This is a genomic window from Eubacterium sp. MSJ-33, from assembly GCF_022174665.1.
GTDB lineage: Bacteria > Bacillota > Clostridia > Lachnospirales > Lachnospiraceae > Coprococcus_C.
Genome location: NZ_CP076562.1, coordinates 2,080,859 through 2,107,292, shown reverse-complemented (window position 1 = coordinate 2,107,292; position 26,434 = coordinate 2,080,859). Strand labels below are relative to the sequence as shown.

Here is a 26,434-nt window from a genome sequence, read left to right as displayed (position 1 = left end):
TAACGACTGACAGAAATTTCAACATCTGTAATGGAATTTCCTGCTAAAGTCATACGATTTACCGATGTTTTTTCCATAATCCCTTTTTTGCTTTCGTTGCAGCCACTTCCGCATTTGCCTGCTGGATTTCCCGCAACACCATATCAAGCTTTCGATATCTGGCTTCCTCTCGCTCTTCCTTTTCACGCATGACCGTATCGAATTGCCTCATCACATCAGCAGTCACCTCTTCTTTAATCGAAGTAGTGATAATATCCTTATTTTCACGCAATGCAGTTGCAATCACACGATTCATCACGCTTTGAAGCTGCGCCTGTTTAAAATCAACAACTTTATCTTCATCTCCAACCATACGTTGCATTCTTTCCAACATAGAATCTTTGTCCTCATCCATCCGTGTATGTACCGGTTGAAGCTCAACCGAATGTTTTTCTTCCACTTTTTCACAGTCATTCCCCAACTCCTGTTTTGCAGCCGTCTGTCCGTCATCCGTACAAGATTCCTCTTCATCCGATACATGCGCTTCAATCTCACCGGATTTCACCCGTCTGGCACGTATAATCGCATTTCGGATATCCTTCAGCATCAGCCCCTCTTCCTTCATCGCCTTCACGCTCTCAAACATCCGGATATCCCGTTCATCATAATACCTGTGTCCCTGCGCATTCCGTTTGATGTCCAGACTTAGTTCATCCTCCCAATATCGAAGTACATGTGTCTCCACATGCAGTCTCTTCGCAGCCTCTTTAATCGTCATATTTTCCATCTCTCCTTTAAATGTAAACATTTTTTCCCGTTCTTACCTTAACATAAATATGCTTCCTTGAAACCTGATTTCGTGCACTTTATATAGCGGTATTTCTTGTCTTTTCGACATGTTGTTTCCTGTGCATTTTGTGAAATATGTATCATAAGATTGCAGTTTTTGAAAATATCGGGTATGATAATTTTGTATTGTCTGCAAAAGAAAAGAAAATACTATATATCATGATAATTCGAAACGGAGGAAATGATTTTATGAGAAAAAAATACAATATGAAAGCATCCGCTATAGCAGTCATATGTGCGATGTCGATTCTGCTGACCGGATGTGGAAATACTACTGACGGCAGCCGCAAATGGAGTGCAACATCACTCGCCGAGAATGTCGAAGACGTTGCAACCGATGACGCCAGTGAAAACCCGCCTTCTATAGATACTTCAACACTGGAGGATTGTGCGTATTCTTTGCCGGATCCAACCGGTGCAGACGCTGTGGCAGAGCAGGAACGCTTCCATACCTACCTTATGGATAATTTCAAAGAAAGCGTAACGAGCGACACGGTGACCTTACATTATACCATTGCCAATCCGGCTGATTATGACTTGGAAGTTCCAACTGCAACCTTCGGTGATGCAGAGATATCGGAAGAAGCGATTGCAGACGATAAAAAAGAAACCGAAGATGAACTCGCGGAACTTCAGGAATTTGATTATGATCTGCTGACAGGTTCCCAGAAATACACATATGATGTGTTGAAGGATTATCTGGATACAAATCTGGAATCCTACGATTACACCTATCTATACGAACCATTTGCTTACACAAGCGGTCTCCAGACAAACATGCCGATCAATATGTCCGAATATAAATTCTACAATGAGAATGACGTACAGGATTATCTGGCTTTGCTGGAGCAATTACCAGATTACTATAACAAATATCTGGACTTTGAACAGATTAAAATTGACAAAGGTCTCTTCATGAATGAACACTCTGCCAGCGAAGTCATTCGCCAGTGTCAGGAATTCATCGCCAGGCCAGAACAAAACCTCCTGATTGCAACTTTTGAAGATAAAGTTCGCGGAGTCGAAGGGTTAAACGAAGACCAGATTCAGAATTACATTACCCAAAACCATGATATTGTTATCAATTCTGTCATCCCATGCTACGATAATGTAATCAAATTCTTCACTGCAAACAAAGATGCCGGAACAAACGATCTGGGGCTGGCAGGATATGAAAACGGAAAAGAATATTATGCATATTTGTTAAAGGACAAAGTTGGTACAGATAAAACACCGGAAGAAGTCATTACGTGGCTCGACAATGCACTTGATGATGTCTTATCCGAATATCAGACAGTCGCACTTTCAAACTACTCTGCCTATGAACAGTACTTTAACGATGCCGACAGCAGTTTGTACGATGACAAAGATCCACTTGAAACGATCAACTATTTTAAGGACTGTTTTGCAGATCGTTTTCCGGCTATGCCGGATGTAAATTACAAAGTAGAAAATGTGCACGAATCTCTGGAGGATATCGTCAGCCCGGCGTTCTATGTAACAACACCGATTGATGCATATAATGACAACTCCATCTATCTGAATATGGGCAGTGATGGCGCCGGGGATTTATGGTCTACACTGGCTCACGAAGGAATTCCAGGCCATATGTACCAATTCACCTACTATCTGAACACGAATCCGGAGCCACTCCGTGCCTTACTTAACTTTAATGGCTATTCGGAAGGTTGGGCAACCTACGTGGAAATGATGAGCTACGAAATGTACAAAGATTATCCGGATGCATGTTATGCAGATTTTGAACGTATCAACTCTGAATTAAACCTGCTTGTCAGCGCCCGTATCGAAATCGGCGTCAACTACGAGGGCTGGGATCTGGAAGCTACACAAACCTATCTGTCCAACAACGGATTTAACTCGGAAGGTGCACAGGACGTCATGGATTACGTGATCGCAGAACCTGTCAATTACCAGATGTACGTCATGGGCTGGCAGTCTTTCCAGGAGCTTCGCGATTATGCAGAATCTGCTCTTGGCGACAAGTTTGACGAGCAGGCGTTCCATAAGGTCGTCCTTGATGCAGGTCCATCCCAGTTCTTCCTAATTGAAAAGCTGGTACAGCAATATGTGAAGGATAATTTATAATTGCATATATAACAAAAAGCAACTCCATAATGTACCGACCCCCAAAAGTTAGACCAAAAATCTAACGATTGGGAGGTCGGTATTTTTATGGCAAAATATAGTTTTGAATTTAAGAAAAAAGTAGTAATTGCTTATTTGAACGGCGAAGGAGGGTACAACTATCTAGCACAAAAGTACAATGTAAAAAACAAAAGACAAGTGTTAAATTGGGTGGACTATTATAATAAATTCGGCGATGCTGGTTTGATGCGATCAAGAGAAAAAAAGAATTATTCTTTTGAATTTAAGCTTCATGTGGTAGAGTTATATTTATCAAGTGAGGTTTCATATCAGGAGTTAGCATTGTCTCAAGGAATAAATAATGCAGCAATGATTGCTCAATGGGTTCAAGGCTTTCGGATTGCTGGTCCTGACGCATTGAGACCTAAGAAGAAAGGTCGTAAGAAAACATTGAATCAAAAAGACAATCATAAAACTAAAACCTCTTCGTTTGAAGAGCGTGCAGTGGATACCAGCGCAGAACATGTCAAAGAACTTGAAGATGAGTTATTAAAGTTAAGGATAGAGAACGCCTTTTTAAAAGAACTGAGGAGACTGCGTTTAGAGGACGAAGCAAAAATGAGAGATGTGCAAGAGTCATCCACAGCCTCCGAAGAGAATTCAAACTAAAAGATCTTCTCTCATATACAGGTATGCCGAAAGCAACCTACATGTACTGGCAAAAGCGATTTGATAGAGAAAATCCGGATGCTGAATTAGAGGCTAAAATGCTAGAACTACACGCAGAGCACAAAGACTACGGCTATCGAAGAATGAAGGCAGAATTATGCAATCAAGGCTACGTGGTGAATAAAAAGAAAGTACAGAAGTTAATGCAACGACTAAATCTTCAAGTGACATCTTTCACTAGAAAATCTCGTAAGTATAGCTCTTATCGTGGAAAAGTGGGAACAGTTGCTCCGAATAGAATTAGACGACGATTTCACACCAATATACCGCATCAGAAGATTACAACAGATACAACAGAGTTTAAGTATTACGAGATAGATGAAAAAGGACGAATGGTGATGCAGAAGTTATATCTTGACCCATTTATGGATATGTATAATGGAGAAATCATAAGCTTTGGTATTGATAAACGACCATCTGCACAAAGTGTAATGACTGCTCTGGAAGAAGCAATCACAATCACTTCTGATTGTCGGTTTAGGAGAACATTTCACTCGGATCAAGGGTGGGCATATCAGATGAAGACTTACTCTCATAGATTAAGAGAAAATCGTATTTTTCAAAGTATGTCACGGAAAGGGAACTGCTATGATAATTCTGTTATGGAGAACTTCTTTGGATTATTAAAACAGGAAATATACTATGGTGTTGTATACTATAGCTTTGATGAACTTAAATTGGCGATTGAAAAATATATCAAGTATTACAATGAAAAACGTATCAAAGAGAAACTAGGATGGCTCAGCCCTGTACAATACAGGAAACGCCTCTTGGCTGCATAAATGAAAAATGCGAAGTGGAAAATCCACTTCGCAATAAAGTCTAACTTTTGGGGGTCACCTCATAAGGAGTTGCTTTTTGTTTTTAGCAATACTTCTGTACTAACTGTTTTTCTACTTCAATGTGTCTGTTTCAATTTTAATTTCCAGATACGCCTGACACTTGTCTGTTGCATCCTCGATGTCCGCCAACCATTACCGAACTACTCCAGATTCAGGATTTTATTCATAACCCGAGAGAACTCCCGGTACTCTGCTACTAGGGTGTTCAATCGTTCTCTCCCTGCGTTCTCCAGATGATAATACACCTTCACCATTCGTTCACCAGTCTGCTTCTTATAATCACTAATATACTTCTGATCGATTAGCTTATATAATGTTGGATATAACGTTCCTACAGATAACGAAATCTTCTCATCGGAAGCCCGCTTTATACTTTTCACGATTTCATAACCGTAGCAATCTTTCTCTGAAAGAAATTTCAACACAAGTAACTCCACATAACCACGGTAAAACATATTTTTACTTTCCATATATGTCTTTTTCTCCCTAATGATTAAACCGATTCTGTATAATATATGAAGTAAATGTTGTTCCCGCTTTTTTACTTACGCACACCGATAATACTTGATTTCCATACTCGTCATAATAGCTTCCACTATGACTAAGCAGTTCTTTTTCCAAATCACTATAACCCTCGTCTATGTCTTCTCCCACTGTATCTGCCACGTTGTCTTCAGCAGTGTCTTTCCGTTCTGTTCTTAGATTCGGTATTGAAAACATAACAGCTCCAAACAATATGCCACACACACCTATTGTCAATCCAACATGCTTCATCATTATTTTTCGAACGTTACATATCTCTGATATTTCAATTTCTTTCTGATAATTCAAGATCACTTCCTGTGGTTTTCCAAACTCTCTCACCAGCATTTCATAAGTGCAATGTTCTTGTTCCCGAACGAAATGATCTATATCCTCAGCAATTGATACCAGAAACTTTTTCCTGCATGCTCTTCCATACGGAAAATAGTCCCTCAACAATTTCATATATTTCCGCTTTGCCCTGTCCATAGGAATTCCCCCTTTCAAATTTATTTGAATATATCATATATATTATCGTTTGTCAAACATTTCGTTTTTCGATATGTTTCATATTGAGGCATCGGGCGTGGCGAATGTTTTATGTGCTGGAATCGTTCATTTTGTGAACAAGCTGTACAACATATCTTATTAGAATTTCTGGCATTACAATCTCCAACGTGTTCATATCATATATTCTGTTCTCGATTCATTCTAATATACGATATGTTGAAAGCTTAGAAGTTCTTAATGTTCTGCAGGTACGTAGCCATGTTTGAACACGATGTTCAAACAAGCCGCCGTTGAGACATGGATGTCGAATCGGCGGCGGTGGCGTATATTTTTAACATGTAAATCAGAACATTTAGAGCTTCTTAGCTTTCATACATTGTATATGGAATAAATCGAGAATAAAATATATGTTTAAGTACATCTTTATTTTGCATTGCCAGAAATTCCATATAGAGATGCTTGCTTTGAATGTCCATTAAGAACATCTCCATATAAAACAGGGTAAAAAATACCCCGCGTCATCGACGCGGGGTACTCTTATTTATAAGCTATTAAATTACTCAGCCTTAGGACCAGCAGCAACCAATGCCTTACCAGCATCGTTTGTTGTGTACTTCTGGAAGTTCTTCTCAAATCTTGCAGCGAGATCCTTAGCCTTTGTCTCCCACTCAGTAGGATCAGCATATGTGTCTCTTGGATCAAGGATTGCCGGATCTACACCAGGAAGCTCTGTTGGAACCTCAAAGTCGAACATAGGGATCTTCTTTGTAGGAGCTGTCTTGATATCACCTGAAAGGATTGCATCGATAATTCCACGAGTATCCTTGATTGTGATACGCTTGCCTGTTCCGTTCCATCCTGTATTTACGAGGTAAGCCTTAGCTCCGCTCTTCTCCATCTTCTTAACAAGCTCTTCTGCATACTTTGTAGGATGCAGCTCAAGGAATGCCTGACCGAAGCATGCTGAGAATGTAGGTGTAGGCTCTGTGATACCACGCTCTGTACCAGCAAGTTTCGCAGTAAATCCTGAAAGGAAGTAGTACTTTGTCTGCTCTGGTGTCAGGATAGATACCGGAGGAAGTACTCCAAATGCATCTGCTGAAAGGAAGATTACGTTCTCTGCAGCAGGACCTGCGGAAACGCCATTTACCTTAGATGCAATCTTCTCAATATGATCAATTGGATAAGAAACACGAGTATTCTCTGTTACGCTCTTATCGTCAAAATCAATCTTACCTGCTGCATCAACAGTCACGTTCTCAAGAAGAGCGTCACGTCTGATTGCATTGTAGATATCAGGCTCAGACTCCTTGTCAAGTCCGATAACCTTTGCATAACATCCACCTTCAAAGTTGAAGACACCGTTGTCATCCCAACCGTGCTCATCATCACCGATCAGAAGTCTCTTAGGATCTGTAGAAAGTGTTGTCTTACCTGTACCTGAAAGGCCGAAGAATACAGCTGTGTGCTTACCTTCCATATCACAGTTAGCAGAACAGTGCATAGAAGCGATACCCTTAAGTGGAAGGTAATAGTTCATCATAGAGAACATACCCTTCTTCATCTCTCCGCCATACCATGTATTGATGATAACCTGCTCCTTAGATGTGATATTGAAAGCTACACATGTCTCAGAGTTAAGACCAAGCTCTGCATAGTTCTCAACCTTAGCCTTAGATGCGTTGTAAACAACGAAATCCGGCTCGAAGTCCTTCAGTTCTTCCTCTGAAGGCTTGATAAACATGTTTGTTACAAAGTGAGCCTGCCAAGCAACCTCAACGATGAAACGAACTGCCATACGTGTATCCTTGTTTGCACCACAGAATGCATCTACAACATAAAGCTTCTTGTTGCAAAGCTCCTTCTTAGCAAGATCCTTAACAACTGCCCATGTCTCTTCTGCCATAGGATGGTTGTCGTTCTTGTATGCATCTGTTGTCCACCATACTGTATCCTTAGAATTCTCATCCATAACGATGTACTTATCTTTAGGAGAACGTCCTGTAAATACACCTGTCATAACGTTGACTGTATCTAATTCTGTGTTCTGTCCAACCTCATAACCCTCGTTTGAAGCCTTTGTCTCTTCCTCAAACAAAACTTCATATGAAGGATTGTGAACGATTTCTGTTGTTCCAGTAATTCCATACTTGGTTAAATCAATGTTTGCCATCTTAAAATTTCCTTCCTTTGCTTTTTATTAATTAAGGGCAGATATCCACCCAAAACCACCGAAATTGTATCACTAAAAAGATATACAGTCAACCAACATATATTAAAAAACGTTTAAATTTTCGTGAACAACTCACTAATCCTCTTTTTTATCGATATATCGGTTGAGTGTCTCAACTACTGTGTTCAGATTATAAGGTTTTGCAATATAATCATCGAGTTTGTTCTCTAAGATACGTTCCTTATCTCCAAACATTGCTCTCGCTGTTACTGCAATAATCGGAAGTCTCTTTTTATGCTCGCGCATCTCAATCTCCCGAATCTGCTGTGTTGCTGCAATACCATCCATGACTGGCATCTGCACATCAAACAACGCTGCATCATATTCTTTCTGCTTGAACAGTTCGATTGCTTTCTCCCCGTTCTCAGCAATATCGTAGGAGAACCCTGCCATGCCGAGCAGTTTACCGATAACCTGCTGGTTGACCGGTTCATCCTCAGCAACAAGGATACGGGCCTTACTGTGTGCATTGATCGAGAAGACTGCGGCATCTTCCTTTTCTTCCACTTCTCTGGTTGCTTCTACCTCTGCTGCCTTTACAACCTTCAACGGAATCTCTGCGATAAACGTAGAACCGATGCCTTCCTTACTCTGAACACTGATGTTACCTCCCATCAGCTCTGCAATCTGCTTCGAGATAACCAGACCGAGTCCGGAACCTCCGTACTTTCTTGTATCAGAAGCATCAACCTGGGAAAAACGGATAAACAGCTTGTCCATATTCTTCTCAGAGATACCGATGCCCGTATCTGCAACCGCGATTCGCAGGTTGATATTTTCTTTTTCTGCATCAATTGCGGCAATCTTTACTCTTACACTTCCCTCAGATGTGAATTTTAATGCATTCGAAAGCAGGCAATTCAAAATCTGCTGGATTCTCTGTCCATCGCCCTTTACAAGCTTTGGAATATTGTTACCAAATGTACAGTCAAGGGCAAGTCCCTTGTTTGTTGCTATCGGTACCTGTGCGGCTACTGTCTCCTCAATGGCCGCACGCACATCGAAGATTTCTTCCTTCAGGTTATATTTACCGGCTTCCAGCTTACTGATATCCAAAATATCATTAATCAGACGAAGCAAGTTATCTGCGCAACCCTTTGCAGTAAGCAGATTGTCGCGGTAATCAGCCTGCAGATCGTCTGCCATCAGTGTAAGCTGTAGCATGCCAAGGATTCCGTTGATTGGTGTACGGATCTCATGGCTCATATTGGCAAGGAATTCCGCCTGTGTCTTATATGCGGCATTCGCATCCTCAATCGCTGCAGAAAGCTTATTCTCCGTCTCTTTCTGATCGGTGATATCAATAACAACCATATTGATATAATCGGCTTCGGACTTATACATTACTGTATTGAATACCTTACCGAGTTTCTCCATGGTAATCTCAACATCCATGAAGTCGCCCTCTTTGGTACCGGATGTATTATACGCGGTAAACCATGCGTTAATATCCTGCAATACCTCAATCTTACTCTCACCAAGAATCTTATCCTGATAATCAGATGCATCCAGGTTAAAATAGCTTCCAAACCGCTCATTCGCTTCCTGAATACAATACCCTATGCTGTTCCCAAGTGAATCTGTAATAATCTTCGCCTGTGCGAATCCAATCGGAAGATTCATGAACAGCTTCTTGTATTTGTCTCCCTTTGTGTGACCGGCTACCTCTCCGCCTCCAAGTGCAAATACAATCACGCCTGTGACAACCGCTGCCAACACACCGACAATAATTCCCGCCGGAATTGCATGAAATATTGCGCCAAATACAATTCCAAGCACAACGTCCACCGCCGCTGCTATGACAATTAATTTCTGCCACCCTAATTTTGCTAGTTTTTCCATATGCGTAACACCCCCTATTTATCGATATTTTACTATACATTTTCGAGATTTTCAATATCTGTCTCGACCTCTTGTTTAAGTTTTTCGTCTGTTTTCCGCACAGACAATTTCTTTTCTACCTGCAATGCAAACATAAGCAGAATCATACAGACTACGGAAGTCAAAATACCAGCCATCAACCCCTTTGGCATATAAGAAAATTCAACCGCATGCATTCCCGGTTCCATGTCTACTCCGATAAAAGCGCTAGCCACCCGGTAATAAGGAACCTTCTTGCCGTCAACCTTTACACTCCATCCCTCATCGTAAGGAATGCTTGTAAATAATGTCTGGTCTTCCGGTATATTGACTGTTCCGCTGACATACCCATCCTTCAGTGTCTCAACAACAAACAGATTCTCTGTCAGCTTCATATAGACATGCTCAAACACATCTCTACGGAAGGTTGACACATAAAACGGTGCCACCTCCGGACCACTGATATTGCTGTATTCATACTCAATTGAGATATAATCGCCTTCTTCCAGCTGTCCTAAGTGAAATGCCTGAATCTGATAACGATCATAGGCGATTTCCTGCCCGTTCTTATAAAACCGGATTTTTGTCACATAATTACCACGGCAGTTCACATAGTAATCCCCTGCATGATCCGCAGTAAAGCTGATCATAAAATACATCGGTCCGGACACATTTGGCGTGAAAGTAACCCGATTGTCCGCATAACTGACTGCGGCTGTGTCGCTTGTCACACTGATTGCCGGATTCTCATCCTGGAAAAATCCACCAATTCCGGTCATATCATATGCCAGAGTATTTTGCGCCGGTAATGCCGTGTACTGGTTTGGATCCCAGTCCTTCACATTACTGCTTACCGCAAAACCAATGGATGTTGGATACGGAGTCTCATAGATTGATACATTATCTACCGTTTCTTTGTATGTATAATCAAAATTATTCAGATCTCCCGGCCGCTCCAGCAGATAGCGGATATTAAAGATTGCATTGGTGAATGGTGTATATCCACGGTACAAAAACTCATTTGCTCCGGTATAAAATCCAAGCCGCCCCATCGCTGTAACGACAGACCCAAGAACGGTAGAATTAAATGTACTTACACTCGGCATATTGTGCCAGCTTGCCTCGTCAAGCACTGTATACTTCATCAGCTCCGAACGATAAAATCCCGCCTGTTCTTCCTGTGCCAGCTCGCCAACACGCACATTGGCATCTGTCACCTGTGGGCTGGTCTCGTAATATTTCTTATAATGACAATAACCATTGTCCATGAACCCGTACGCTGCATTTGCGACAAGTTCAACAAGACAGACACTTCCAATCGCGGCAATGTATGTCGCATGCGTGATTTTCTTTCTGCTTCTCAGACAGCAGGCAGCTCCATACAAAACCAAAAGCACAAGACTTGCCGGAAGCGCATATTTCCCAATCGTCTCACCAGCCTGCTGCTTACATGCAAAAACAAACGCGCCGGCCAGTAACACCGAAGAAATAACAAAACAGATATCAATTTCTGTAATCCTCCGTACCGCATCATACGTCATCATCAGTAACACAAAAATAAACACAAACGAAAACCGGTTTGGTATTCCATACTGATCATGCATACCGTGCCAGATATAGTTCAGTGTCTGATGGTTAAAGCTGATCAGCAGCACTGCAAGCAATGCATATTTCTTAATCTTCTGCCACGGATGTTCCTTCACAAACAGATATAAAAACAATGCGAGAACCGCCAGCATACCGCAGTACAGATTCACGCCACCATCATAAATCTGATTTGTAATCGGTTTTGTAAATACCAGCAGTTGTCGAAGCATTACAAATATATTTCCATACCAGGTGCCTTTTGGCAGTGCCATATCTCCGGCTGCTGTCGCCATGATTCCGTAATACGCCGGAAGCAGGATAAACGCCGCCATTCCTCCTGATATAAGCGAATACACAGCAAACCGGACACCATTTGCAAGAAAACGTTTGAATGTCTTATGTTCATATACGAAGAACCATAACACCAAAAACAGGCAAATAATATATCCAATATAATAATTACAATAGAGCGCATAGAATAAAGAGAGCACATACATCTTCGGATCCCTCGACTCAAGCATACGCCCAAACCCGAGCATAATCAGTGGGAATATCATGATGCAGTCCAGCCACATCGTATTCCAATTGTATCCGATTACATAATTGCTTAACGCATATGCAACAGATACTGCCACAATCAGGAAGCTTCTCTTTTTCTCTCCATCCTTCCAGCTTAAGAAATGCACCATTGCTACTGCGGTAAGCGCAATCTTCAGACACATCAGGAAACATGTGACTGCCGCAATCTGTTCCTTGCCAAACACTAGAAGAATCAAATTAAACGGACTCATCAGATAGTAAGCTGCCAGAGATACAAAATTCGATCCGAGCGCTACATTCCACGTGTAAAGCAGGCTTCCCTCATGCAAGAGTTTATCCCTGAGTTCCGAGAAGAACGGCAGATACTGATGTACACTGTCCACAAGTGTCAGAGAATTCTCTCCGAACGGTGCAATCTTCTCGGCAATACAGACAACCAGCATGACCACCGCAACGATTGCAAACGACAGATAATAACACCAGTTATCCTGGATATTCTCCCGAAAACTTTTCTTCTCTTTAAATACGATCAGTTTACTGAAAATATAGTTAAGCACAAGCACAATAACCTGCACGACCAATTTTGATCCCAGTTCATGCATCCGGAAGGTATCACACAAAATCGCAAATCCTAAAATCTCCACGACCATAGATACCAGTCTTGCACCGACAAACTGAACTGCCTCCACAACGGTTGCATAAAAACCTTTTTTCTTACTCCGGAACACAAAGAATTTGTTCGAAAAATATGCAAAAGCAATTGCCATAGCGATTGCTATGGCATTGCATGCATTTCTTGATATCGGTGTAATTAATCGTAACAGAAAGAATGTTACCAGATTGACTGCTGTGGTACAGCCACCTGCAATCAAGTATCTCATTTTTTCATTGGCAAGTATCTTCTTTATAAAACGAATCAATGTACTATCCTAATCCTTTACTTATTTTTTAAACCTGCAAGCAGATAGATGAGTGGTGAATTCCAGTAAATCGTAACCTCATTGCAGGAATAACACTGTTCATTATCCACATATGCACGTCCGGCTGCAATTCCATATAATACAGCATTTGCATACGGATCCTCCAGATTATTATCGGCTCCACCAACCAACATACCCGGCATAGTTTCTTTCAATACCTGCGATGGTCTGTGGTGTGTTGCATTCGGTGTAAGCGTTCCGTATCCCGTCACATAACAGTAACCGGTCGGATTCACGCCGAAGATATAATCTCGCATCTTCTGTGCATATTCAATGTATTTTGCATCTCCGGTCAGCTTTGCTGCCGCAAGGAACGCCTCTCCATTGTTGGCGATTGTCATGTTGCTTCCCCAAGGATAAGAGATTCCAAGTCCTGTGTAGAATCCTTCTTCTTCACATTTTGCAAGCTGTTCATCCACATTCGCAAGCAACGCATCTTTGGCCGTCTTCGCTACATCCGCATCCACGCCTTCTGTCTTGGCAAGATCATACAGTGCGTAGCTTCCGATACTTGCCCATCCAAATCCAGGCTGGTAGTTCTCCTGCAAAGCATTCTTTGTTGCTGTCAGGTATTTATCATCCTTTGTTGCAATATATAGCTCTGCACTTGCCCAAAGTGTCTCATCCTTGAGCTGCTTATCATCATATGCACCGGTTACAATCTCTTCCGGATTCTCATATCCCTTCATATCCGGATTGGCCTCCATAAATGCATACGCTTTCTGTGCCGCATCCAGACAGGTCTTTGCAAAATCCGCATCATAATCTGCATATAATACAGATGCCTTTGCCATAACTGCTGCAAAATCTCCGGTTGCCGCATAAGAGATCGGTGCAAGTACCATATCGTCCGTCTCTTCCACCGCAAGTACCGTCTCCGGGAATACCAATGCCGTCACCTTGTGATATACACCACCATTTTCTGCATTCTGCATCTTGAGCATCCAGTCGAGTTCATATTTTGCCTCATCCAGAAGATCCGGAATCTTGTTTCCGCTTTCCGGGATTCCAAGATCATCGGCATCCTGATTATAATCTTCATATGCTAAGAAAAGATCCTGAATCGTTTTTGCACCGGACACAACGTAACGTCCATAGTCTCCGGCATCATGCCATCCTCCGGATACGTCATACTTTGTACCGGAAGTATCCCCATACACAGTTGCCTCATGCATATGACAAGGTTCATGCGCAAAATCACCGGCGATATCCTTTGTCACTTCCGTTCCGCAACGCTGTTTATATAACATCAGAACAACATCCTTATATATATCATCATACAAATCATCTCCGATTGAGAATTCATATGATGCACCGGATGGGCACGAAATAACCTTATATTTACCCGGGGTCTTAAACTCTGTAAAATCTCCATGTCTTACATTGGATTCCGCAGACTTATCATACGAAAGTTCTCCGTATGCGCCAACAAACATCGTCTCCTCTGTCTCTGCATCAACAATCTTGAATTTCTCATCATCCTTGGATGTCACAATCACGGTCTTTGTATCATCCGGCTGATAGCCAATCTGATTTACTTTTACCTGTATCGGCTGCGGTGCGCCAACAATCTTCTCTGCATTCGAACTGTCTGTTACAAACAAAGAAATATTATCGAAATAAATCTTATGTGCTTCGGTAACCTCTGTCTGTCCTTCCTGCGTTCCCATATTCACAACAAATCTTGGAGCCGGATCGGAGTTTTCTTCCATCGTAAACTCTTTTGTGATTGTCTGGGTCTCTGGTCCAACTGTGATAAAATCACTCGCATACGCATGATAATCACCACCATTTACCTGTACGCGCCACTGGATCACACGCTCAATGTCACTTCTGACATCAAAGCTCATCGTATAGACACATCCCTTTGCCATCGTAAATCCATCGTAATAAATCTGGCAGCTATGCTCCAGCGGTCCACTCTTCTCAATATCGCAGACGAGTTCTCCATTCTCCACATACATCGTGAACTTTCCGTTGTTCGTGTAACTTGTGAATCCTGCTGCCTCTCCGTTGTCAAAGTTGATTCCCATCGCATCTGCACCTTCTACAGTTGTAAACCGGTCATCCTCCACAACTTCCTGTTCTGTAGTCGTCCAATCTCCATCATCTTCCACAGAATTTGATGCGGCTGCATCTGTCACAGTTGCATTGCTCTCAGATGCCTGTTCTGTTGTCTTCGTGTCTGTCTTTCCACCGCATGCGCATAAAGAAAGCGCAAGCGCGGTTGCCGCAACGACCGCGGCTGTCTTCTTGAATTTTCTCATAAACCCTCCTGTTTTGTCTCTCTTTTTATAGTTTCATTGTAGTTCCCATCATCGACAACTACGAACAAAATTTCACAACCTCTTCATAGGGCAGCTTACCGCCAAATATATCCAGCGCACTGCCCACCGTCACATCTATCCGGTCTCTGCCACAGTGCTTCAGATTCTCCAGATCCGCAAAATTTCCCACGCCTCCGGCATAGGTCATAGGCTGTCTGCCCCATGTGCCAAGCATCTGTGCAAGCTCCGTCTCGATTCCCGCTGCCTTACCTTCCACATCAACTGCATGAATCAGATACTCACAGCAATACTCCGAAAGCCTGTCCAATGTCTCCGGCACTACCTGTTCTTCTGTAAATTTCTGCCAGCGGTCTGTGACAATATAATACCCGCCATCTTTTTTCCGGCAGGAAAGATCCAGTACCAAATGCTCTGCACCCACCAGAGACGACAGCCTCGTCAAATTCTCATAATTGATTCTTCCGTCCTTAAATACATATGACGTCACAATCACCTGTCTTGCACCCATATCAAGAAATTGTTCTGCATTTTCCGCAGTGATACCCCCTCCGATCTGCAGCCCTTCCGGATATGCTGCAAGTGCCAGCTTTGCCTGTTCCAGATCCTCCTTATAATAGGCACTTCCCACCGGATTTAAAAGGATGATATGCCCCCCTTCCAGTCCACTCCGGCGATACAGATCCGCATAAAAATCCGCCTTTAATTCCGACACAAAATTGTTGGTTGCAAAATCAGCCTCGTCCTTCAAACTGCCACCCACAATCTGTTTTACCGCACCATTATGTATATCAATGCATGGTCGAAACCGCATATTTCTCTCCTCCTATCCACGCTGCCTGCGCAGTCATGAATCCACCTCTATTGTCTTTGGTCCTTTATAAGCTCAATTGGGTTTTATCGTACCATATTTCCCTACCTTGTTCAATAGATTTTGCTTTACGGAACTGTGTTTTTGCGTTATCATTTATCCATGATAATTCGAGTATTCCTGCAAAGTGTTTATCGTTGAGCAGGGGCAAGGAGAAACTATGATAAATGATTTAAAAAAAGAACTAACGGATTGCTATATGTATGGTGAAATCATCTGCCAGCAGGGGTTTGGTCCCAAAACAGATATCTCTATGCACGACATGATCCGTTTTGACCTGTTACAGTTTCTGGTATATCTGACTGACAGTTCCGATGGCAGTCTCTATCCGGAAACACGTTTTCTGCATGAATATCTTGGACAATATTTTACATTGGAATCCCTGCTTCGATTCAAGCAGGACCGCACCGCCACACCGGAATTTCCCACAACAATTCCCCGTTCCCTGACCTACTTTGTCGAGGCAGACCAGTCAGGACTTTCCGCATGTACGACAAAAGGATTTACCAAGTCTCGAAATCTCTACAATTTATATGTGGAACTCGGACAGGCATATATTTCCTGCAACAGCCGCACCACCGACACAGAGATTTCCGCGTTGACTTCCTATACAGGTATGATCGAAGAATATCTTCGCAAGTTGAAATTGTTTGAACCGGGAGATAATCCTGCACAGCACAATCCGGTAACCCCGGGAAATAAACCTGCCGCAGCGAATACATCCGGCAAAAACACATCCTCCGCCCAGGCTACCATCAACGCAATGAAGGGCGCCGTGAATAAACAGGAAGTACCGGAAGAAGATATCAAATTAGATGATCTGTTGAATGAATTAAACGAACTCACAGGACTCGCCGAAGTAAAGAAAGATATCAAATCACTGATTAATCTTTTAAAAGTAAAAAAGCTCCGCGAAAAACGAGGCATGAAGCAGCCGGAGATGTCATTACATATGGTATTTTCCGGGAATCCGGGAACCGGAAAAACAACCGTTGCCCGTCTGCTTGCGAAGATTTATAAGTGTCTGGGTGTATTGCCGGGCGGACAGCTGGTCGAAGTGGATCGGTCGAATCTGGTAGAAGGATATGTCGGTCAGACTGCCATTAAAACCAAGGAAGTTGTCGAAAGTGCTCTGGGTGGTGTTCTTTTTATTGACGAAGCATATACTCTTACGGCCGGAAAAGACGGTAAAGATTTCGGACAGGAAGCTGTTGACACCTTACTTAAAATGATGGAAGATAACCGTGACAATTTGATTGTCATTGTTGCCGGATACACAGATCTCATGCAGGAATTCGTAGATTCCAACCCGGGACTTCGTTCCAGATTCAACAAATATATTAACTTCTCTGATTACAGTGGGGACGAGCTCTTCGAAATCTTCCTGTCCATGTGCAAAAAACAGGATTATATTCCAAACTCCCAGGGAAAAGCTTATGTGAAAGATCTTTTGAATATATGGGCAAAATCGCATGATGAGAACTTTGCAAACGCCAGAGAGGTCCGCAATTATCTTGAACGTTCCATCGCAAGACAGGCAAGCCGGATTGTGGAGCTTGAAGATGTCAGCGACAAACAACTCAAAACATTAACAAAAGGCGATCTAACGGAGTGACAATACATGTGACCAAAGAATCTCAAAAAGATCACGTTCCGCAAAATCCACCTGCGCATCTATATTGGCAGCTTCACATTTCATCCGGACTGCATCCGGAAGATCGTGGAACTGCCATTTTGCATGTGCTGCATTTACGATCCGATATCCATGCTCCCGCACACGCAGACAGAAATCAAGCACCGATAATTCTGTCCGGAACTTATCCGAAAACCCACCCAATTGCATAAACGCCTGTTTCTTCACAAGCATACAATATGCAGGTACAATTTCATATTCCCGGTTCATGCCATAATAACGCATGGCTCCGGTTTCATCACGTTGTACTCTGCGCATGTCCTTCCATGTTTCAAAATCAGTCAGTCCACGATAAGGATAACGATACAACTGTCTTTCCGTTGCCAAATCTACCATTCGCTCTGTTTGTGCCTGCCATCTCTGCACCACAGTTTCATACGCACCTGAAAACTCCAATCCGGCAGCATACAACCGCTCCCGGTCATCATAGAGTGTTCCGGTCACGATGCCAACATCTTCACGCATCGCAATACCAAGCATCTCGCCAAGTGCTGCGCTGTCTCCGATCTCCAGATTTGCATCCAGAAACAACACATATGCCCCATTGGCTCGAATACTTCCAAGATTCCGGTATTCAGTTTGACTTTTCCCTGCCGGCGCCGTCACAACAGAGATATTCCGCCTGCGGTTCTGCATTTCCTGATAATATTTCTGCAGTTCTGAATCCTCTGAATCCTGATCCACAATAATGATTTCGAAATTACTATATCGAGTTTTCTCATAAAATGGCTCCAGCATCCGATTCATCAGTGCACGGTCCGTATGTCCGGTTACAACTATAGACACCAGTGGATTCCCCAACGTATCGTATTTTACCTGATACACGCTGCGTTGCTTCGTCAGCATCACCCGTGCGAACAGATGCTCCCGTTCAATATGTGCCTCAAGTGCCTCTTTTCCCGCCTGATTTTCCTGTGCGTGCTTAATTTCCCGCTCCTCTGAAGTTCCATCATGAATTCTCTTATGATACAGTACATATGGAATATGACAGATTGAACGATTGCCCTCGCAGCAACGCAGAATCATATCATAGCCCTGCGCACCATCGAGCGCACTATGAAATCCTCCATCCATCTGCATCAAAGATCGCTTTGCCACAAATAAATGCGAGATATAATTATATTCACGGAGCAGATCAATATCAAACTCCGGTTTAAACCGCGGTTCATAATAATGTGCACCATTTTCAGACATCCGGTCTTCATCCGAATACAACACATCATATTGCTGTTCCTGAAGTGTACTTACAACCCGGTATAATGCATCTTCTGTCAGAACATCATCGTGGTCGAGCAACGCAACATATTCTCCGGTTGCTTCTGCCAATGCACGATTGCTGTTCCCGGATATGCCCATGTTCTCTTCCATCTTGATATAACGGATACGAGGCTCTGTCTCCATATACTGCCGGATAATCCGCTCTGTTTCCAGACTGTACACCTTATCCATCACCGAGAGCTCACCGTTCTCTGACACTCGTGCATCCAAAACCGGCATTTCTCCCTTTGCCTGACTTCCATCAACCAGACACAGTTCCCAGTTTCCATATGTCTGATGCAGCACCGACTCCAGCATAGCACGCAAAGAAAGCTCCGGTGTCATATACACCGGAACTAAGATACTGATACATGGTTGGTACGCAAATGTCTGCTGCCTCTGTCCTGCCAACTCCTCTTCATCTGCCTCTAACGTATCCCGAAAAAAACGATCATATGCAAGATCCAGTCCTGTCACCATGGAACGGGCTTTGGAAAGTGCTTCCGGAATCGTATTCGAACGAATATGTGCAAACCCTTTTTTAATTGTATCTGCATTCAGATCTGATATTCGGAATTTCACAGGACACCCTCTCATTCTTTCATCGCGCTATCTAAAGTTATCTGAATATCCACTACACACGGATAGAAAAGTCTGCTGCATCCAAAGCCAGATTTACGTTATAATACGGATCTCCGTTTGCCAGAATTTCCGGCCAGCGTTTTACAAACAATTCCACCTCATTGTTAAAACGGATCTGTTTATCCGGCGTATCTTCCAGTCCCCGTGATTTGGATTCATAATGATACAACATTGCCTGTGGCACATAGACAATCAATTTACCCGTCTGCCGCACTTTCATACAGAAGTCAACATCATTGAATGCCACACGGAACATCGGTTCCAATCCTCCAACCTCTTCAAACACTTTCTTTTTCACCATCATACATGCTGCTGTCACCGCACTGTAATCGCAGGCAACCTTCGTCCGCGACTGATACAGTCCCTCATCTTCATTGAGTGTCACAAATGCATGTCCGGCGACACCACCATATCCGACAACAACACCCGCATGCTGAATCGTATTGTCATCATAATACAGTCTCGCTCCGACAATACCCACATCATCTCTCTGGCAATATCCAAGCATCTGCTCCAGACAATCATCGTTTATCATCTCGGTATCATTATTCAAAAGCAGAATATATTCCCCATGTGCATGCTCCACACCGAAATTATTGATCTTTGAATAATTAAACTCATCCGGCCAGTACAGCACGGTCACATTTTTTCTTGCTTCGAGTTCCTTATAATACGCAAATGTCTCCTGCTTCTCACTGTTGTTTTCCACAATAATATATTCAAAGTTCCGATATGTTGAACGCTCATCAATTGCCTTCATACATTTCTTCAGATCCTCAATATGATCCTTGTTCGGAATCACGATAGACAGAAGCGGTTCTCCCTTCACCGGATAGCTGACACGATAAAATCCCAGATTATCTCCATCCTCAACAACACCATCCAATCCCACACGCTTCAGATGTGCTGCGATTGCCCGTTTCCCTGCTTCAAAAGCATAAATCTTTGACTCAGGAATCTCTGCTGTCGATACCGTATGCGCTCTCCAATGATACAGCACCCGTGGAATATGATGGATTCCATCTGCCTGCTCCACACAGCGGAAGATAAAATCATAATCCTGTGCGCCATTGAATGCCGGATCAAACAATCCAACCTTTTCTACCAGTTCTTTCTCAGCGACAAACATATGACAGATATAATTGTTGCAACGAAGCAGGTCAATATTAAAATCCGGTTTAAAGTTCGGTGCAAAATACGTCTTTCCCGTCTCGTCAATTTTATCTTCATCTGTATAGATGACCTGAACCTTTTTCTCATTCAGGGTTTTCACACACTCATACAATGCGTCCACCGTGAACAGATCATCATGATCGCCAAGCACAATATAATCTCCGGTTGCAAGCTCATACGCCTGATTCGTATTCTCTGAGATTCCAAGCGGTCCCTGCCGTCTTGCAATAAACTTTATACGGGAATCTGACTTTAGATATGCTTGCATCCACACTTCCAGACGCGAAGAATCTTTGCTGCCATCCGAGAAACAGAGTTCCCAGTTACTATATGTCTGCGCCTGTACTGATTCTATCAGTTCTTTCAGGAATTTTTCATCACTCTCAAACAATGGAACAAGAATACTGAATTTTGGATTATATGCAAATTCTTCTTTTTTCTGCTGTTCCACCTGCTTGGCTGTCAACAGTTTCTTGCGTGCCCATTTGTTATAGTCTTTATGACTGAACGGCGTTGCGACCTGTAAATGTTTTTTAATCTTCACACAGGTATTATGCAATCCCAATGTCTTCGTGTTATTATAGACACGCAATACATTCACATACAGATTATTCAGACATCTGCCGCTAAATCCCTGCCCGGATTTCTGTACGTTCTCTCTGGCATTACATTTGCCCGCCTGAAATTCCATCGACAAACTCCGCTTACTCCACTCGAGCGGAAGCTTCATGGAAAATCCAATCTTCTCCATCTTCTTACACTCCGTAAACCGGCGCATGGCATCTGAGCGGATATACCATTCCGGCATATTCGGGGGAAGCGTCAAAATCTCCCCGGTCTTTCTATCATGCAGTCGAATCGTAACATCTTCACTGTCGATTGCCCAACCCCGGATCACAAAATATCCGGCTTCTTCTTTCACCGTATCAATCGAATAATAAATCTTCTGGAATTCTTTAATCAGAGTTTCTCCCCTGTTACTACACATCACAATTTGTGTTCCATCTTCCGTCTGTGCCAAAAGCTGAAACTGATCCTTCGGCTCTATCTTCATCGATACCGTAATGCAGACTGTCAATAAACGGGAATATTTTTTTTCATTGCCGTGTTTTCCCTGAAACGACGGTGCCGGTACAACTTCATATCCGCATGACAGTATCGTCTTTGCTCCATTTCTTATAATACACGCTGAAAGCGTTTTATCATCCATAAACTCCGCCGTGCAATATCCAGTCACAACGATCTGCCGCGACGCCGTGGCACCTTTTCTTAATTCCTTAAACAGATATTCCTGATTCATCGATATCTCCTACCGTTCTTTTCCTGATTTTGCGTTTATTTTCTCACATACTTATTATGAATATATCATATATAATGCTATTTTCACACAGAAATCTTTGAATTTCACTATATTTTTCTTTACTTTTCATGTATAATAAGTGTGTTATAAGGTTTACTGTTACGAATACCATTCTTATATCAATCTTTCAGTAATTAACCATAGCCTTATAACGCACGAAGAGGAACCGGCCCATCCGGTTCCTCTTTTTTGTAAACAATCTTTTTCTATGCTCTTCGACGCCTCCATACCGTCGGGCAGAACAACAGCAGCATTGGGAATATCTCAAGTCGCCCAGCCAGCATATCGAACATCAGAATATATTTCGTAAAATCCGTAAAATGTCCGAAATTCGCCATCGGTCCAACCAGAGAAAGCCCCGGACCGATATTGTTAAACGTAGCTGCTACTGCCGCGAAGTTTGTGACCAGATCTTTGTTCTCAATCGACACAAGCAGTACGGATACCGCGAAAATAACCATATATGTCATAAAATAGACATTTGTCGCCCGCAGCGTCTCATGCTCGAGTGGTTTTCCCTCGAGTTTGATCTTCTTCACGGAACGCGGATGCAGATAAGAAATAATTTCTTTTATAAATGACTTGCATGCAATAATAAACCGTGAGACTTTGATACCGCCGCCCGTACTTCCGGCGCAGGCACCGATAAACATCAAAAGCACAAGGATTGTCCTCGAAGTCTCCGGCCATAGATTGAAATCCGCACTTGCAAATCCCGTCGTCGTGATAATACTTGCTACCTGGAAGAACGCTTGCCGGATGCCTTCCACCGGCGCATACAATGCAAAATGTCGCAGATTAATAAAGATAAACACTGCCGATGCAATCACGATGATAAAATAAATCCGCACCTCTTCAAACTTCAGCGCATCCCGCAGCTTTCCTGTGAGAATCAGGAAATAAAATCCGAAATTCACACCGAACAGCAACATGAAAATCGTAACGACCCACTGATTATACGGGCTGACACTGACGAATCCGTCATTCCAGATTGCAAAACCTCCGGTTCCGGCTGTTCCAAACGACGTTGTCAGAGCTTCAAACAGATTCATTCCTCCAAAGAGTAGAAAAATTACCTCTATCATGGTCAGGGTAAAATAAATAATATACAGGTATTTGGCTGTCTGGCGCACCTTCGGTACCAGTTTTCCAACCGAAGGTCCCGGGCTTTCCGCCTTCATCAGGTTCATGTGGCTGCCTCCCGCCATCGGCACGATGGCAAGCAGAAATACAAGAACGCCCATGCCTCCGATCCAGTGGCTGAAGCTTCGCCAGAATAAGCTGCCCTTCGTCAGGCCTTCCACATCCGATACAACTGTCGCACCCGTTGTTGTAAATCCCGATATCATCTCAAAAAGCGCATCTGCAAAATGCGGAATATCACCATTGATCACAAACGGCAGACATCCAATCACAGACATCAGAATCCACGAAAGCGCTACCGTCACGAAGCCTTCCCGCAGATAAAACCGCATATTCTTCGGTTTATGCAGAATAATCATGGAACCTACAACCGCACTTCCAAGTGCCACCCACAAAAAAGCAAAGCCACCCGACTCGCCATATATCGCGGATACAATACCCGGAAGGGCCAGGAACGCTGCCTCGATTTCCATGATCCAGCCTAATATATAAATAACAACTGAGTAGTTCATAATCTGTCTCCAAAAAAATCTCCCTTACTGCCATTTCAAAATATCACTGACATCGGTAAATCCGGTATGTGTTGTGACGACAACCACATAATCGCCCTCGCAGATGACATCCTGACCACGTGGAATAATAACCTTTCCATTCCGGTTCAGGCAGGCAAGCAGAAGGTTATCCTTCAGTTTCAGATCCATAATTGGTTTTCCAATGACCGGCGAATCCTTCTCAACCTTGAATTCCAGTGCCTCTGCCCGGTTATCAAAGATATGATACAATGTCTCGATATTGCTTCCGACCGAATTCTGCATCGCACGGATATACGCCAGAATCTTCTCGGCTGTGATATAACGCGGATATACGATACTTCCGATATCCAGTCCATCGAGCACATCGCTGAAGGTACTCCGGTTGATCTTCGTAATTACCTTCGTATCGGAGCATTTTCTCGCAAATAACGTAAGCAGGATATTCTCCTCGTCAAGTCCGGTCAGCGGAACAAACGATTCCGTACTCTCGATGCCCTCCTCACGGAGCAGGTCTTCGTCCGAGCCATCGCCATGCAAGATCAGTGCCTTCGGAAGTAATACACTTAACTCCTCGCATCGCTTCTCGTCCATCTCCATGATCTTGACTTCCACACCGGTCGATATCAGTTGTTTTCCAAGATAATATGAAGTCTTTCCTCCGCCGATAATCATGCAGTTTTTGACCTTATGTGTATCGACACCGATCTTCTTGAAGAAATCCATACTGTTTGTCGGTGTCGCAAGAAATGTCACGGCATCACCGCCACGCATGATGAAAGAACCATCCGGGATAATCAGCTTTCCATCCCGCTCCACCCCGCAGACAAGCATATCACAGTTTAACTCATGCATCGCCGAAATCGGCTTATCGTGAAGCAGATTCTCCTTCGGAATCTTGAACTTCACAAGCTCCGCATGCCCGCGCGCAAAGGAGTTGATCTCAAGAGCCGACGGCAGGCGCAGCAGACGTGCAATCTCGCGTGCAGTTTCCAGCTCTGGATTAATGATCAGCGAAAGTCCAAGCTGATTTCGAAGATACGAAAGCTCCATACTGTAATCCGGGTTCCTGACACGTGCGATGGTAGCACAGTCGCCGACCTTTTTCGCAATCGTACAGCTGAGCAGATTTAACTCATCACTTTCCGTTACGGCAATCAGAACATCCGCATCCTGAATACCCGCCTCAATCTGGATGCTGTAGCTCGCACCATTTCCGGTAAAACCCATAACATCATAGTCCTCGGTAATACGCTGAACCACTTCATTCTTCTGATCGATTACTGTAATATCATGAGATTCCTTGCTGAGTTTTTCGACCAGGGTACTGCCGACCTTTCCGCATCCAACAATAATAATATTCAATCCTTGTTCTTTTTTCTGAGATCTCTTTGAAGATTTCATATCCTTTATTTTACACTCCCCTACATGTTTTCCATGCCATTATCGTTCCATAAAATCTGAAATTTCATTGTAGCATATTTACATCTGTACTACAAGGGAGTGTCACGCGAAACCGTGTTCCAAAATCCTGTCTGGTCAATACATCAATCTTTCCGTCATGCGCATCCACGATCCATTTTGCAATGGATAGTCCAAGTCCTGAGCCGCCAGTCTCACTGTTACGCGCTTCATCCGAACGATAGAACCGTTCGAAGATGTGCACCACCTCGGATGCCTGCATACCGATGCCCTCGTCCTGTACCTGATAATAGACGCCTTGATTCGTGTGTCCGACTGTAAAATGAATTGTATCCCCCTTGTCCGAATACTTCGCCGCATTCTGCACAAAAATACGGATCGATTGTTTCAGCATGGCAACATCCCCACGCACCATACAGCCCGGACAGGCCGAAAAATCATACGGATGTGTCTCATCGATCATCATCGACTCCTCATATACTTCCTGTACAAGGTCATTTAAGTCAACTTCCACCGGCTTCAATGTATTACGTCCACTGTCACCACGTGCTAAGAACAACAATTGTTCAATCAAATCTTTCATGTGATCAGACTCATTTTTAAGTGCTTCAATCGACTCATTTAATACAGCCTCATCTTCCTTGCCCCAACGATCAAGCATATTCACATACCCCTGAATCACGGAAATCGGGGTTCGCAGCTCGTGTGACGCATCTGATACAAACCGAGCCTGCTGCCGCTTGCTCTCCTGCATTCGCGCAAGCAGGTTATTCAGCGCTGCCTCGATGCTCTGCAAGTCCTTATCCCCGGTCGATATCCGTATATCATTTGCATCAACAGAGACATTCGAGATTGCCTGTTCCAGATGCTCCAGATTCACCTCGTCACCGCTCATATTCGAAAGTGCCTCCGCACGCACGGCAAGTTCATTCAACGGACGCAGCTTCCGTCTGATATTCCGCGTGCCAAAGCCCGCGGAAATAAGCATCATAATCTCCACCGCACCAATGACGATGAGGGGCAATGCCGCATAGTCCGCGATATCATGGATCTGAAAATCCTGCGTGTTCTCACCGACCTGTGTTGTCATCGTCCATGTAGCATACGATTCACCGGACCATGTAATATGCACCGGTTTCGCCCCGGACATCCAATCTGTATCTGTCGTATCAAGCCTCCATACCAGTACCGCCACAAACAGCATTCCAAGTATCACAATATCAAGTCCCAGCAACGCAAAAAAGCGCCGGAACCAATATCCGACATGAATCTTCCGGGCGATAGAGGTGGTCTTCCGATTTGTTCGTTCTTCTCTCATCCG

Annotated in this window: 16 protein-coding genes; 3 read left to right on the top strand and 13 right to left on the bottom strand. The window is 43.4% G+C overall.

Annotated elements, in window-relative coordinates:
- Nucleotides 1-58: 58 nt before the first annotated feature.
- Nucleotides 59-787 carry a helix-turn-helix domain-containing protein gene (locus tag KP625_RS09895; RefSeq protein ID WP_238297616.1) on the bottom strand — a complete coding sequence of 243 codons (729 nt, stop codon included), beginning with the start codon at nucleotides 785-787 and terminating at the stop codon, nucleotides 59-61.
- Between the two features lie 230 nt (nucleotides 788-1,017).
- Here KP625_RS09895 and KP625_RS09890 point away from each other — a divergent pair, with 230 nt between their 5' ends.
- Together KP625_RS09890 and KP625_RS09885 are read left to right on the top strand one after the other, a co-directional pair.
- Entirely contained in the window at nucleotides 1,018-2,934 is a 1,917-nt protein-coding gene (locus KP625_RS09890; RefSeq protein ID WP_238297615.1) for a DUF885 domain-containing protein, read from the top strand.
- A gap of 87 nt (nucleotides 2,935-3,021) precedes the next feature.
- Nucleotides 3,022-4,445, top strand: a protein-coding gene (locus KP625_RS09885) for an IS3 family transposase (protein ID WP_238297613.1) whose coding sequence is annotated in 2 segments (ribosomal slippage) — nucleotides 3,022-3,511 and nucleotides 3,511-4,445 — 1,425 coding nt in all. Because the reading frame shifts where the segments join, the coding sequence is not laid out codon by codon here.
- Nucleotides 4,446-4,645: 200 nt separating this feature from the next.
- On the opposite strand, the gene KP625_RS09880 is transcribed toward KP625_RS09885, so the two are convergent.
- The 7 genes from KP625_RS09880 to hisA all read right to left on the bottom strand — a co-directional run bounded on the left by KP625_RS09880 (nucleotide 4,646) and on the right by hisA (nucleotide 15,836).
- Entirely contained in the window at nucleotides 4,646-4,975 is a 330-nt protein-coding gene (locus KP625_RS09880) for a PadR family transcriptional regulator (RefSeq protein WP_238297611.1), read from the bottom strand.
- A 16-nt stretch (nucleotides 4,976-4,991) separates the two neighbouring features.
- Nucleotides 4,992-5,516, bottom strand: a complete 525-nt coding sequence (locus KP625_RS09875) for a hypothetical protein (protein ID WP_238297610.1) — start codon at nucleotides 5,514-5,516, stop codon at nucleotides 4,992-4,994.
- Nucleotides 5,517-6,093: 577 nt separating this feature from the next.
- A complete protein-coding gene (pckA, locus tag KP625_RS09870) occupies nucleotides 6,094-7,710 on the bottom strand; it encodes a phosphoenolpyruvate carboxykinase (ATP) (protein ID WP_238297608.1) in 1,617 nt (538 codons plus the stop codon).
- A gap of 135 nt (nucleotides 7,711-7,845) precedes the next feature.
- Nucleotides 7,846-9,612: an ATP-binding protein gene (locus KP625_RS09865; protein WP_238297607.1), complete on the bottom strand. Its 1,767-nt coding sequence runs from the start codon at nucleotides 9,610-9,612 to the stop codon at nucleotides 7,846-7,848.
- 32 nt (nucleotides 9,613-9,644) lie between these two features.
- Entirely contained in the window at nucleotides 9,645-12,638 is a 2,994-nt protein-coding gene (locus tag KP625_RS09860) for a GtrA family protein (protein WP_238297606.1), read from the bottom strand.
- A gap of 56 nt (nucleotides 12,639-12,694) precedes the next feature.
- Nucleotides 12,695-15,004 carry a glycoside hydrolase family 9 protein gene (locus KP625_RS09855; RefSeq protein ID WP_238297605.1) on the bottom strand — a complete coding sequence of 770 codons (2,310 nt, stop codon included), beginning with the start codon at nucleotides 15,002-15,004 and terminating at the stop codon, nucleotides 12,695-12,697.
- 58 nt (nucleotides 15,005-15,062) lie between these two features.
- Nucleotides 15,063-15,836 carry a phosphoribosylformimino-5-aminoimidazole carboxamide ribotide isomerase gene (gene hisA / locus KP625_RS09850; protein ID WP_238297604.1) on the bottom strand — a complete coding sequence of 258 codons (774 nt, stop codon included), beginning with the start codon at nucleotides 15,834-15,836 and terminating at the stop codon, nucleotides 15,063-15,065.
- 217 nt (nucleotides 15,837-16,053) lie between these two features.
- On the opposite strand from hisA, the gene KP625_RS09845 reads away from it, so the two are divergent.
- On the top strand, nucleotides 16,054-17,508 hold the full coding sequence (locus KP625_RS09845; RefSeq protein WP_238297603.1) for an AAA family ATPase: 1,455 nt from the start codon (nucleotides 16,054-16,056) through the stop codon (nucleotides 17,506-17,508).
- Here KP625_RS09845 and KP625_RS09840 read toward each other — a convergent pair.
- The 5 genes from KP625_RS09840 to KP625_RS09820 all read right to left on the bottom strand — a co-directional run bounded on the left by KP625_RS09840 (nucleotide 17,497) and on the right by KP625_RS09820 (nucleotide 26,431).
- Complete coding sequence (locus tag KP625_RS09840; protein WP_238297602.1) at nucleotides 17,497-19,425, bottom strand: glycosyltransferase family 2 protein; 1,929 nt, start codon at nucleotides 19,423-19,425, stop codon at nucleotides 17,497-17,499. The genes KP625_RS09845 and KP625_RS09840 overlap by 12 nt on opposite strands.
- A gap of 52 nt (nucleotides 19,426-19,477) precedes the next feature.
- On the bottom strand, nucleotides 19,478-21,958 hold the full coding sequence (locus tag KP625_RS09835; protein ID WP_238297600.1) for a glycosyltransferase family 2 protein: 2,481 nt from the start codon (nucleotides 21,956-21,958) through the stop codon (nucleotides 19,478-19,480).
- Between the two features lie 266 nt (nucleotides 21,959-22,224).
- Nucleotides 22,225-23,673, bottom strand: coding sequence for a TrkH family potassium uptake protein (locus KP625_RS09830; protein ID WP_238297598.1), 1,449 nt, complete (start codon nucleotides 23,671-23,673; stop codon nucleotides 22,225-22,227).
- 24 nt (nucleotides 23,674-23,697) lie between these two features.
- Complete coding sequence (trkA, locus tag KP625_RS09825) at nucleotides 23,698-25,095, bottom strand: Trk system potassium transporter TrkA (protein ID WP_238297597.1); 1,398 nt, start codon at nucleotides 25,093-25,095, stop codon at nucleotides 23,698-23,700.
- A 64-nt stretch (nucleotides 25,096-25,159) separates the two neighbouring features.
- Nucleotides 25,160-26,431 (bottom strand): sensor histidine kinase, encoded by a 1,272-nt coding sequence (locus KP625_RS09820; protein ID WP_238297596.1) that lies wholly within the window; start codon nucleotides 26,429-26,431, stop codon nucleotides 25,160-25,162.
- Nucleotides 26,432-26,434 lie beyond the last annotated feature (3 nt).